At 62.1% G+C, this 12,723-nt stretch carries 8 protein-coding genes; 4 read left to right on the top strand and 4 right to left on the bottom strand.

What is annotated here, in order from left to right; all coding sequences use genetic code 11:
* Window positions 1-51 precede the first annotated feature (51 nt).
* The 3 genes from I2G20_RS07695 to I2G20_RS07685 all read left to right on the top strand — a co-directional run bounded on the left by I2G20_RS07695 (window position 52) and on the right by I2G20_RS07685 (window position 4,064).
* Complete coding sequence (locus I2G20_RS07695) at window positions 52-1,752, top strand: LysM peptidoglycan-binding domain-containing protein (RefSeq protein ID WP_196259110.1); 1,701 nt, start codon at window positions 52-54, stop codon at window positions 1,750-1,752.
* 70 nt (window positions 1,753-1,822) lie between these two features.
* Window positions 1,823-2,149, top strand: a complete 327-nt coding sequence (locus tag I2G20_RS07690; protein WP_196259109.1) for an ArsR/SmtB family transcription factor — start codon at window positions 1,823-1,825, stop codon at window positions 2,147-2,149.
* A gap of 28 nt (window positions 2,150-2,177) precedes the next feature.
* The gene (locus I2G20_RS07685) at window positions 2,178-4,064 is read left to right on the top strand and encodes an ABCB family ABC transporter ATP-binding protein/permease (RefSeq protein WP_196259108.1); all 1,887 of its coding nucleotides are present in this window, start codon (window positions 2,178-2,180) and stop codon (window positions 4,062-4,064) included.
* 54 nt (window positions 4,065-4,118) lie between these two features.
* Here I2G20_RS07685 and I2G20_RS07680 read toward each other — a convergent pair whose 3' ends face one another.
* The 4 genes from I2G20_RS07680 to nadC form a co-directional block, all read right to left on the bottom strand.
* Window positions 4,119-7,481, bottom strand: coding sequence for an efflux RND transporter permease subunit (locus I2G20_RS07680; protein ID WP_196259107.1), 3,363 nt, complete (start codon window positions 7,479-7,481; stop codon window positions 4,119-4,121).
* Between the two features lie 2 nt (window positions 7,482-7,483).
* Window positions 7,484-8,674: an efflux RND transporter periplasmic adaptor subunit gene (locus I2G20_RS07675; protein ID WP_196259106.1), complete on the bottom strand. Its 1,191-nt coding sequence runs from the start codon at window positions 8,672-8,674 to the stop codon at window positions 7,484-7,486.
* A 106-nt stretch (window positions 8,675-8,780) separates the two neighbouring features.
* Window positions 8,781-9,356 carry a PadR family transcriptional regulator gene (locus I2G20_RS07670; RefSeq protein ID WP_196259105.1) on the bottom strand — a complete coding sequence of 192 codons (576 nt, stop codon included), beginning with the start codon at window positions 9,354-9,356 and terminating at the stop codon, window positions 8,781-8,783.
* A 124-nt stretch (window positions 9,357-9,480) separates the two neighbouring features.
* Entirely contained in the window at window positions 9,481-10,347 is an 867-nt protein-coding gene (gene nadC, locus I2G20_RS07665) for a carboxylating nicotinate-nucleotide diphosphorylase (RefSeq protein WP_196259104.1), read from the bottom strand.
* A 246-nt stretch (window positions 10,348-10,593) separates the two neighbouring features.
* Here nadC and I2G20_RS07660 point away from each other — a divergent pair, with 246 nt between their 5' ends.
* Complete coding sequence (locus I2G20_RS07660) at window positions 10,594-12,720, top strand: putative bifunctional diguanylate cyclase/phosphodiesterase (RefSeq protein WP_196259103.1); 2,127 nt, start codon at window positions 10,594-10,596, stop codon at window positions 12,718-12,720.
* The last annotated feature ends 3 nt before the right edge of the window (window positions 12,721-12,723 follow it).

The following is a 12,723-nucleotide window of genomic DNA, read 5'->3' as shown; positions in this document are numbered from 1 at the left end:
GCCGGCCCCGGTGCCGTGAATTGTATTCAGCGCGGCGACTTTGCCCAATGCATGAGCGAGACCTTCTTCGGCGGCCAGCCGGCCGTGGCAGAGGCCGAGACGCCGACCGCCCAGGAAGTCGCCGTTGTCGCCCAGCCGGCAGCTGAGCCCGCTCAGGAGGACGTTGCCGAGGAAACCGTTCCCGTTGTGCCGCCGTCTTTCGGCCTGGTCAGGGTCGAGCCGGACGGGTCGGCGGTCATCACCGGATCGGCGTCACCGAGCAGCGAGGTGCAGATTTTTGCCAACGATGACCCATTGGGCAGCGAGACCACGGAGCCTGGCGGCGATTTTGCGTTTGTAACGACCGAACCGCTTCCTACCGGGGGCGTCGAACTGCGGCTGCTCGACATGGCCACGGGCGAATTCGCCACAACGTCCGTCGTGGTCATCGTTCAGGATGATCGGACCACCGAGCCCCTCGTGGTCGCCTCTGAACCCGGTCAAGCCAGTGAAATCCTCCAGCAGCCCGAGCCAGAACCCGCCCTCGAGCCTGACGCGCCGGTCGATGTGGCCGAGGCGATCCCCGAACCGGTAGTGGAGCCTGCAGAAGAAGCACCGGCTGCAGCACCGGAGCCATTGGAAACCACCACTTCCGCCGAAGCCCAACCAGCTGCCCAAGAGCCCGCCGTCCAAGAGCCGGCTACCCAAGAGCCGGTCGTCGCGGAGACGCCGGTAGCGGCGGAGGAATCGATCGCCGTTGCCCAAACGCCTGTGGCTATCGAGGAAGCGCCTGCCGCAATTGTGGAAACCCCCGATGCCGACGACCCAACGGCCGAGGAGCGGCTCGACGTTGCACAGGCCGGGGAGGGAACGGCGCCCGCCGTCGCGACCCCATTGACCCAGCAACCCGAAATCGCAGCGACGGAACCCGAGGCAGCAGCCGAGCCAGAGCAGGAAGCCTTGGCAGAGCCAGCAGATGCTCCGCAGCCTCTCGCGCCGCAAGAGCCAATTACAGAGGAACCTGTCACCGCCGAAGAACCGGCCATCGAGGAGGAGCCGGCACCCACGGTCGCGGTGGCAGTTGTTCCGCCGACCATCGACGCCGTTGAGATCGACGGGGACCGCAACTTCTTTGCCGGCGGCGGCACGGACGGACATACCGTTCGCCTTTACGTCGAAAACCGACCCGTGGGGACTACGCGGGTCGCGGACGGGCGCTGGCTGGTCGAAGCGATCAACGTGCTCACGGCCACCTCTCAGCGCATTAGAGCCGATATGTTGAACGCAGACGGTTCGGTCGCGGGCCGTGCGGAAGTCAATTTTATCGTCGATCTGCCTGAGGCGGAGCCCGCAGAGGAGCCGGTGGTCATTGCCGATGCACCGGAAATCGCGCCGCAACCTGCCCAGGAGCCGGAAGCGACGATAGCTGACGCTCCCGTACCGGAACCGGAGGTGACGGTCACAGAGGCTCCCGTTCAGGAACCGGCAGCCGAAGAGCCTGCCGAGCCCTCCGTAGCGGACGAGGAACCCGCCGAGGATCCCGTGCCGACAATGGTTGCCACGACAACGGGCGAACGCACGACCTCGGGTCAGGTCATCATCCGGCGCGGGGATAACCTCTGGACAATCGCGCGCCGGGTCTATGGCGAGGGCCTTCGCTATACGCAAATCTATGAGGCCAACGCCGACCAGATCCGCAATCCGGACCTGATCTATCCTGGCCAGGTATTCGAACTACCCGACACCGACATGGTGATCGGCGAAGAGCCCTGATCGATTTTGCCGCGCCGGGCTTGTTTCCGGCGCGGCAATCTTCTATCGTAAATATACGATGGAAGATTAAATGATGCAGGACGAACAGCTTTCCTTGACCTTGCGCGCCTTGGGCCACCCTGTCCGGCTCGAGATTTTGCGCATTCTCATGGCCCGCGCCGACAGCTGCTGTTGCAACGATGTGACCGACTGCTTGTCATTGGCGCAAAGCACGGTTTCCCAACATCTCAAGGTGCTCCTCGATGCCGGCATCATCGAGCGTAAGGCGCAGGGCACAAGAAACAATTACTGCGTGCGCACCGACCGTCTTGAAGCCTTCGGCACCTCGGTTGCTCGCTATCTCGAGCAACTTGGGAACCAGGCGATCTGTGAAAAGAGCCTGGCATCTGCGTCCTGATCCCGCCGCCGGCAGTTGAGGTAAATCCATGGCCACCGCGCCTAAAGTAAGTGCCGACGCGGGCGCGACCGCATCGACCATCCGTCATCTCTGGACCTATATGTGGCCCGAAAACAGGCCTGACTTGCGCATGCGGGTCATTTGGGCAATTGCAGCCTTGCTGGCCGCAAAGGTCGCAACGACGCTGGTGCCGTTCGCCTATAAGGGCATCATCGACACGCTCTCGGCCTCCGGGCCGGACACCGCGCTTGTCCTCGGCCTTGCCGTTCCCATTATCCTCGTGATCGCTTACGGACTCGGACAAATCATCGATTCCGGCTTCCAGCAGCTGCGCGATATCCTCTTTTCATCGGTCGGCCAGCATGCAGTGCGCAGGCTCGCTTACGAAACCTTCGTTCATATCCACAAGCTCTCGCTGCGCTTTCACCTCCAGCGCAAGACAGGCGGGCTTTCGCGCGTGATCGAGCGCGGCACGAAGGGCATCGAGACCATCGTGCGCTTCACCATGCTCAACACCGCGCCAACGCTTATCGAATTTGTCATCGTGGGCGTGGTGTTCGGGGTGATGTTCGGCTTAGCCTACGTGCTGGTGCTTGCCGTCACGGTAGGCCTCTATCTCGCCTTCACCGTCCGCGCGAGCAATTGGCGCATCGCCATCCGCCGCGACATGAACGATAGCGACACCGACGCCAATTCCAAGGCCATCGACAGCCTGCTCAATTTCGAGACGGTCAAATATTTTGGCAACGAGCGGATGGAAGCGGATCGCTACGACGGAGCGATGGCGGGCTACGAGCGCGCCGCAACCCGCATCTGGACGTCGCTTGGCGTGCTCAACTTCGGGCAGGGGGTGATCTTCTGGCTGGGGATGATCGTCATCTCGATCATGGCGGCGCAGGGGGTGATGGCCGGCGACCTGACGGTGGGCGACTTCGTGCTGCTCAACACCTTCATGATGCAGATCTACCGCCCGCTCAACATGATCGGATTTGTCTACCGCGAGATCCGCCAGTCCCTGGCCGATATCGAGGCGATGTTCGCGCTGCTTGACCAGTCCCCCGAGATCGATGACCGGCCGGATGCAAGGCCGCTCGACATTTCCGGGCCCGTGCTGCGCTTCGAGGACGTCCACTTCCACTACGATCCAGACCGCGCGATCCTCAAGGGCGTGAGCTTCGAGGTTCCGGCAGGCAAGACCATAGCGGTTGTCGGCCCTTCTGGAGCCGGCAAATCCACCGTTTCGCGGCTCATTTACCGCTTCTACGATGCGACATCGGGCCGGGTGACAATCGACGGGCAGGATGTGCGCGAGGTCACCCAGGAGTCCTTGCGCGCCGCAATCGGCATGGTGCCCCAGGATACGGTGCTGTTCAACGACACCATCGCCTATAACATCCGCTATGGCCGCCCCGACGCGACCGAAGCAGAGGTTCACGCCGCAGCCGAGATGGCGCAGATCGCCGGGTTCATCGAAAGGCTGCCGCGCGGCTACGAAACGCAGGTGGGCGAACGCGGGCTCAAATTGTCGGGCGGTGAAAAGCAGCGCGTGGCCATTGCCCGTACCATCCTCAAGGCGCCGCCGATCCTCATTCTGGACGAGGCCACCTCCGCCCTCGACACCCAGACCGAGCGCGACATCCAATCCGCGCTCGACACCGTATCGAAGGGTCGCACGACCCTCGTTATCGCGCACCGACTCTCGACGGTCATCAGCGCCGACGAGATCATCGTGTTGCGGGATGGCACGATCGCTGAGCGGGGCACGCACGAGACGCTTTTGGCGCTCGACGGGCTTTATGCCCAGATGTGGAACCGCCAGCGCGAAGCTGCGGAAGCCAGCGAACGCCTGCGGGCTGCTCAAGACGATCCCGAGGGTTTCGTCACCCGCCGCGCCCAGGAAGAGCCTGCCGAATAAAGAAAAAAGCCCGCTCCGGAGAGCGGGCTTCAATGACCTCGGAGGCGAGGGTCTTTATTCTGCGGCCTGGCGCGAGACGATCGTCACGCCGTTCTTTTCGGTCTCCACCAACCTGGATGCTTCGCCGTCGTCGGCAGCGGCCTGCGCTGCCTCCTTGTGCTCGGGCTGCGGTGCTTCGGTTTCCACCTCCAGCCCTTCGGGCGTTACCGCACGGGCAGGGCGGCGGAAGAGGCCGATAAACCAGCTCCAGAGTCCACCGATGAAGGCCCCCGCCGCGAAGATCTGCCGTTTCCAGCGCCCCGGAGCGACCAGAAGCACCGGCGTCAGGATGAGCGTGAGGATTGTCGAGAAGGTCAACCCGAAGATGACGGCTGTGGTGAGGAAGGACCACCAGGCCCCCGACAACCCGCCGATCTCAAGCGTGCGGTTGAAGAAGTCGAACGTCGTGCCGATGGCCATCGGAACAAGGCCCATGACCGTCGTGATGGTTGTGAGCGCAATGGGCCGCAGGCGCTGCGCCCCGGTCATCAACGCCGCCGTACTCGGTTCAACGCCTTCGCTGCGTAGGCGGTTATAGGTATCGATCAGGATGATCGAGTTGTTGACGACGATCCCCGCCAGCGAGATGACGCCGATACCGGTCATGATCGCCGAGAACGGATGACCCGTGATCAGCATCCCCAGGAGCACCCCGGCCACGGACATCACGACGGTGAAGAGCGTGAGGAACACCTGATAGAAGCTGTTGAACTGCGTGAGCAGGATCAGGAACATCAGGAACAGCACGCCAAGGCCAGCCTGGGAGAGGAACTGCATCGTCTCCTGTGTCTGTTCGTCGGCACCTCCGAAGTTGAACACCACGCCGTCCGGCCATTCCTGGCCGTCCATCCATGTTCGCAATTCGGTAATCTTGTCCGCACCCAGGATCGGTTGTCCGGTCTGCGGGTTGGTGCCCTCGACATTGGCAGCCACGTTCATCGAATACGAGCCATTATAGCGCGAGATGTTGGCCACGCGCGGCGCGGCTTCGCGCTGGATGAAGCTCGAAACCGGGATAAGCCCGTCCTGCGTCGATATCCGCAGGGAGTCGAGCGCATCGAACGTGCGTTGGTCGAGCGGAAGCCGCACGACGATATCGACCTCCTCGCGGGCATCCTCGGGACGATAGGATCCGATCCGCACGCCATTGGTCACAAGCTGCACATAGGGCGAAAGCTCGCGCACCCCGATGCCGAATCGCGCCGCCTGTTCGCGGTCGATCGTCACCTTCCAGTCGATGCCGGGCAGGGGGCGCCCGTCCTCGATGTCGATGGTATTGCCCAACTCGTTCTCGATGTAACTGCGCAGTCTGGCAACGGTCGGGATCAGGTCGGAATGACGGGAGGTTTCGACGCGGATATTGATATCCTTGCCGGCCGGAGGGCCATCTTCCGCTCCGATGACCTGAACGCCGACGCCGGAAATATGCTGCGTGCGTTCGCGGATATCGGCAAAGATCACGGCGGCCGGAGAACGGTCTTTCCAGGGCTTGAGCTCAAGCTGGAAGTTGCCCATCGTGTCGGGCGGCAACGAGCCGAAAGCGCCGGTCGTGCCGAAATTCATGATCATCTCGGCGATGCCTTCGACCGGCAGGACGGCCTGCTCGACCTCGATGAGCAGATCGCGGATTTCGGTCGGCGAATAGTTGCCCACGCCGGTGACCACAATGGTTGCGAATTCCGGCTCGGTCGGTGGAAACGCCACCACACCGGTCGGATTGCTGGCATATGCGGTGAAAATTCCGCCGATGATTCCGAAGACCAGCACGATTGCGATGATCGGATGCCGGATGAAGAAGGACAGCATCCGCAGGTAACCGCCGGTAATGCCGCCGATCTTCTTTATATCGAAGGTGCTGGCAGCGCTCGAATTGAGCATGCGGGCCTTTTCCTGGTCAGCCTGGGAAACCTTCCAGCGTGCGATGATGGCGCCGACAACTGGTATGAAGATCATCGACGTTATGAGCGAGGAAATCAGGACCACGATCACCATGATCGGAAAATAGCTCATGAACTTGCCGATGATGCCGGGCCACAGGAGCAGCGGCAGGAAGGCAGCCATGGTGGTCAGCATGGATGAAATGATCGGCGCAAACATCAACCGCATGGCGCGGATGAACGCTTCCGTGCGCGACATGCCCTCGGAAATCTTGCGCACTGCGTATTCGACCATCACCACCGCGCTGTCCACCAGCATCCCGACGGTCAGCACCAGGCCGAACATGATCATCATGTTCACCGTCAGCCCCATGAGCTGAAGGATGAAGAAGCTGGTCATGAACGAGACGGGAATCGACAGGCCGATTAGCAGCGCTGGTCGCAGCCCGAGCATTGCCACCGCCACGATCATGACGAGCACGACGGCCGTCATCACCGAGTTTTCGAGACCGGTCAGCATCTCCTGGGCAAAGACCGCCTGATCGAGCATGTAGCTCACGCGGATTGCCTCCGGCCAGTCGGCCGTTGCCTCTTCGACCACTCGGTGTACTTCGGCAGACGTCGCGATGATATTGGTGCCGGTGCGCTTGGTCACGCCCAGCACCAGCGCCGGCGCGCCGTTGACACGGGTATAGGCCGTCGCATCCTTGAAGGTACGGTTGATGACCGCCACATCCCCCACCGTGATGAGGGTCCCATTGACGTTCCGCAGGGGCAGGGTCTGGACGTCGGCAAGCGTTTGCACGAGCCCCGGGACCTCGATATTGAACCGGCCCTGGCCGGTATCGAGGGCGCCCGCGGGTACGACCATGTTGTTGCGCGACAGGGCGTCGAAAATCTCCCCGGTCGTCAGGTTGTAGGATTCGAGACGAAGCAGGTCGATAATGACCTCCAGCACCTCTTCGCGCGTTCCTGACAGGGTTGCCTCGCGCACCGTCGAGATGCCTTCGAGTTCTTCCTGCAATTCTTCCGCATAGCGCACGAGCGTCCGCTCGGGGACGTCACCGAAGATCGAAACCGTGATCGTCGGAAAACCGGAGATATCGATTTCGTGAACAGTCGGATCGTTGGCGTCGGCCGGCAGGTTCGGCTTGGCGCGATCTACGCGCTCCCGAACCGCAGTCATCGCCTGGTCCTTGTCGAAATTGATGTCGAACTCGAGGAACACCGACGCATGGCCGGTGGTCGAGTTCGAGCTGTAGTTGACGAGACCGGGAAGGTCCCGCAACTCGTTCTCAAGCGGCCGGGCAAGCAATTGCTCGGCGTCCGAAGGCGAGACCCCGGTCATCGATGCCGAAACATAGAGATACGGCACGTCGATGTTGGGCTGGCTTTCCTTGGGCAGATTGATATAGGCCGAAATGCCGAGGAACAGCAGGACGAACATCACCGTGAGAACGGTTCGCGGCCGGCGCAGGACTGATTCAAGGAAGTCGATCATGGTTATGCCTCGTCAGCGCGGCCGACAGCCACGGTCTGTCCCGCCTGGACGTATTCCTGGCCGACAGTGATGATGTCGATTTCGTCCGGTAACCCCGTCACCCAGATACCGTCGCGCGTATCCCGGGCGATCTGCACGGGGTAGAAGGCGACGGTTTCGTCCTGAACCGCACGCACGCCAATGGTGCCGTCGGTATCCAGCGTCAGCACCGATTGCGGCAGGAGATGCGCGCGCAGCGTACCCACCTGAACGATAGCTTCGGCAGTTACGCCGTCGCGGATGATGCCGGTCGGGTTGGGAACTTCGATCTCGACCGTGAACGTACGGGAAGCAGGGTTGGCGACCGAAGCGATGAAGCGCACCGCGCCCACGACCTGCTGGCCGGTGACCGTGGTCACCATCGCCTGTTCACCGACTTCCATCGAGCCTACGCGAGCCTCAGGCACTTCGGCGATAAAGATCATGGGATCGAGCTGCACGATGGTCGCGCATTCTCCGCCCGCACTCAACGATGCGCCGACGGTAGCGAGGGGATCCTGAACGATCCCTGCGGTCTGTGCGCGGATTTCAGTGCGGTCGAGTTCGGCCTGTGCATCGTCAAGTCCGGCTTGGGCGGCAAGCAGTGCGACCTCGAACTGACGCGCAGTATTGGCTGGGGCGATACCCCTGTCGCGCAGCGCCACGTTGCTCTCGAGGTCCGCCTGTGCCTGGGCGAGCTGCGCCTGGGCCGTGGAAAGACGCGCGAGGCGTGTTCCCTGGTCGAGCGTGCAGATCAGGTCGCCTTCCGCGACGCGCTGCCCTTTTGTGACGTGCACCTCCCTCACCGTACCGTTGGTCTCGGCGCGCACGGCTACGGATGCGTTCGCCTGAGTACGCCCGCGCAACTGAACGATCTCGGGCAGATCCTCGGCAGAAAAGGCCGCGACGCGCACCAGCGGCAGCGCGTGTTGCTCCTCAGCTTCCTCGGCAAGCGTCAGCGCCGCAACTTCCGGCTCTTCTTCGGGCGCAATCAGGCCCAACGCCTCGAGTAGACCGCGAAGAGGGCCGCCTTCGCCTTCTACGACGTCGACCATCGGCCGCTCGCCTTCACCCGGCCCCCGGCCGCCCTGAATCAGTGTGCCCGTCAACATCCAGGCAGCAATCCCGGCCACGATCAGCAGGGCCAGTCCGTAGGATCTCAAAAAACGCCACATGCGCGTCCCCAAATTATCTCTGCCGCGGCGCCAGCAATACAAATGAGCGCGTCGGCGATTTTAGTGTATTAGTGTTATATAACACCCATTTGCTACGCGGACAAGACTATTCGGCTGCGGCAGCGGACCGCTCGGTCGCTTCCGCTGAGGCAATTAACTCGTCCATGTGGTCACTCAGATGTGATCGCGCAAGCTCCAGTACAGCGATTCCGTAGCGCAGCACCCATGCGTCGTTTGCATGGGTAGGGGCAGCATCGGCTGGAGGAGACTTCAGTTCCTTGTCCATTTCCTTGAGCTCGGCGATTTCGTCGTCCATCTGCCGCAGTTTTTCCGCAATGCGTGACCGCACCAGTTCCGCCGGAAGCAGGTGAGAGAACCGCACAAAAAGCAGAAACGGGCTCCGATAGACGTCCTCACCCACCGGTTCGTGAAGCGCATCGACGAAAGCGGCACGTCCGCTTTCGGTGATCGCGTAAATCTTCTTCGACGGCTTGCCGGCCTGATGTTCCACCCGGCTCGTGACCAGCCCTTCGTCCTCAAGCTTGGCCAGCGCGGGATAGATCGAGCCAAAGCTCGCCTCGACGAAATAGGAACACTCACCCTCAGTGCACATCTTGCGGATTTCGTAGCCGCTGGCTTCCTGCGCGTAGAGGATCGACAGGCATAGAGTGCGGACGTTCATTATGGTTCCTTCGGGCATATGCCGGACAAGAATATGCGTGGCATATATATGATCGGCGTGCACGATGCAATGCACACCTCCGCACGTTTGCCAATAGGGAAGAATAGCGGGCCAGCCCGCTGCTCTAAGTCCGGATTTCTATGTCCAGTCCGAGATCGAGGGGCGGGGCGCCCATCGTGATCTTGCTAGAGGAGATGTAATCCACCCCGGTTCTGGCGATTGCACGCACCCTTTCGAGGGTGACATTGCCCGAGGCTTCCAGTTTGGCCCGGCCGCCGGTCAGTGCGACCGCACGCGCGAGGGTTTCGTCATCCATATTGTCGAGCAATACGGCAGCAGCTCCGGCTCCGAGGGCCTCTTGGAGCTGGTCAAGCGTATCGACCTCGACTTCGATGGCCACGAGATGCCCGGCAAATGCTCGGGCCGCCTCGACCGCCGCGCGGACGCCGCCGGCCACCGCGATATGGTTGTCCTTGATGAGGATCGCGTCGTCCAATCCGAAGCGGTGATTGTGTCCGCCGCCGCACCGAACGGCATATTTTTCCAGTGCCCGCAGGCCCGGGGTGGTCTTCCGGGTGCAGCAGATATGCGCCGCAGTCCCTGCAACCTCGTCGGCAAAACGCCGCGTGAGTGTCGCGATGCCGCTCAGATGCGTCATGAAATTAAGCGCCGTGCGTTCCGCCGCAAGGATCAACCGCGCATTGCCGGAAACCTCCAGCACGGCCGAGCCCGGCACCAGGGTGTCGCCATCCTCGGTGAAGGCCGTGACCGCAAGCCCCGGTCCGATCTGCCGGAAGGCCGCCTCCGCACAAGCCAGGCCGCAAATGATCCCTTCGACGCGTGCATTGACGCGCGCAACGGCCGTGGCCTCCGGCGCAATGGTCGCCTGGCTGGTGATATCTCCCGCCTGCCCGAGATCCTCTTCCAGGGCAAGGGAAACCGAACGTTCAATGAGGTGAAGCGGGACGCGAGGCGCATGGGCAAAGAGCATTGGCTGAGATCCGGCGTAAAGCTGGCTTCAACGCCAGCGAATTTGGTTTCCGCTCATTCAATAACGAGCCGGGCCGGCACGCGAAAGCCCCTTCGGTCCCACTCCGCCGCGCCCGTTGTGAATTGCCCGGGCAAATTAACCCTGTGTTTGCCACACGCAAGGAAAGGCATCCCCAGCGCGCCAACTTCACTTTTATTTCAGGGACATCCGCGAATGTACGCGGATTGGAGAGGGCGCGCCGAAAAGATGAAGACCGCATTCTGGACTGACGACAGGCAGGTTATCGCGACGGCACTTGACGCGATTCCTCACGGAATGGCGATTTGGGACGCCGACTTCCGGTTGAAACTGTTCAATCAGGGTTACACTGCTGTCTACGGTCTGGCCGAGGGCGACCTCAAGCCTGGAATGCACTTGCGCGAAGCCGCCCGGGCCATCCTCGATGCCGGCAACTATTTCGGCTATTCGGTTGACGACCTTTATGAAGTTCTCGTGGAGCGGTTCGAGCGGCAGGGGGAAGGGGCCGCGCCCAAGGAATACCAGCAGATTCTACGTGATCGGTCGATCCGCTCGACTTACGCCGCACGGCCAGGCATTGGCTGGCTCGTCACCTGCGAGGACATAACCGACGCGGCCGACCATCAGACCGCCCTCTCAAAACGGGAGGCCGACCTGGCCAAACAGGCCATGCGGTTTGAAACGGCCGTGGACAATATGGCTCACGGGCTATGCATGATCGATCCCGACCACAGGTTGGTCATCTGCAATTCCAATTATGCAGCCCTTTACGACCTGCCCGAACACCTCCAGCGCCCGGGCACGCTCCTCACCGACATCATGGACTACCGCTTCGACAACGGGATGCGCCCGAAGGACGGCCCGATCGCCTTCCTGCAGCGGCGCGTTCAGACCATCTCCGAACGCAAGCGGGCGATTGACATCTGCGAGTTCGAAAACGGACAGATCATCTCCGTGGTGCACCAACCGATGGCCGATGGCGGCTGGGTCGAGACGCATCAGGACATTACCGAGCAGCGCCGTTCCGAAGCGCGCATCCATCACCTCGCGCGCCATGATGCGCTGACCGATCTCCCGAACCGGACCCTGTTCGCCGAGGAAATGGCGATGGCCGAATCCCGCGTGCGGCGCGGGGAGATGATGGCCGTCCTCTGTTTCGACCTCGACCACTTCAAGGTGATCAACGATACCCTCGGTCACGGCGTGGGCGATGCGGTGCTCCAGCAAGTGGCAGCACGCATCAATCACACCAAGCGCGAGCACGAGACCGCCGCCCGTTTCGGGGGTGACGAATTCGCATTGCTGGCCGGGCCGCTCAAGGGCCCCAAGGATGTCGCCGCGCTGTCCGAGCGCCTCATCGCGGCCATTGGCGAGCCGATGGATATCCAGGGCCACCGCGTGATGATTGGCACCTCGATCGGCATCGCCGTTGCGCCGATGGATGGCGACGACGGCGACACGCTGATGAAGAACGCCGACCTGGCGCTCTACCGCGCCAAGGGCGACGGACGCGGTACCTACAGGTTTTTCGAGAAGGGCATGGACGCCACCATGCAACATCGGCGCCTGCTCGAGAGCGGCCTCAAGATGGGCCTGACGCGTGGCGAATTCTCACTGGTCTTCCAGCCGCTGATGGAACTCGAAAGCAACCGCGTTTCGTGCCTCGAAGCCCTGCTGCGTTGGGAACACTCAGAACTGGGGCTCATCTCGCCGGTCGAGTTCATACCCGTCGCGGAGGAAATCGGCTTCATCGTTCCGCTTGGTGAGTGGGTGCTGCGTGAAGCCTGCCGTGTTGCGGCGACCTGGCCCGGGGATACACGAATTGCCGTCAACCTCTCGCCCGTCCAGTTCAAGAGCCGCCGCCTTCTGGACACCGTAAAAAGCGCGCTCAGCGACAGCGGGTTGCCGCCCACCCGCCTGGAGCTTGAAATCACCGAATCCGTCATGCTCGCGGATTCCGAACAGACGCTGGAGACCCTCCACGCCCTGCGGGCGCTGGGTGTCCGCATCTCCATGGACGATTTCGGAACCGGCTACTCCTCGCTCTCCTATCTCCGGGCTTTCCCGTTCGACAAGATCAAGATCGACCGCTCCTTCATCGAGGACGTCGGAACGGACGACGCCAACTTCGAGATCATCAAGGCCGTCATCGCCCTGGGCCGCAGCCTTGGCATGGCGACGACAGCCGAAGGCGTCGAGACCGAAGAACAGCTCGATGCCGTCCGTGCGCATGGCTGCGACGAAATCCAAGGCTTCCTGTTCTCCCGCCCGCTTAGCGAACGGGACGCGCTTGACCTGATTTCGCGCCTATCACCGAACGAGAGGGCGGAATTGGCGCGCCGGAAAGTCGGCTGACGA

Source organism: Pelagibacterium limicola (genome assembly GCF_015694405.1).
In the GTDB taxonomy this organism is placed as follows: domain Bacteria; phylum Pseudomonadota; class Alphaproteobacteria; order Rhizobiales; family Devosiaceae; genus Pelagibacterium; species Pelagibacterium limicola.
This window is presented reverse-complemented; position numbering and strand designations above follow the sequence as displayed.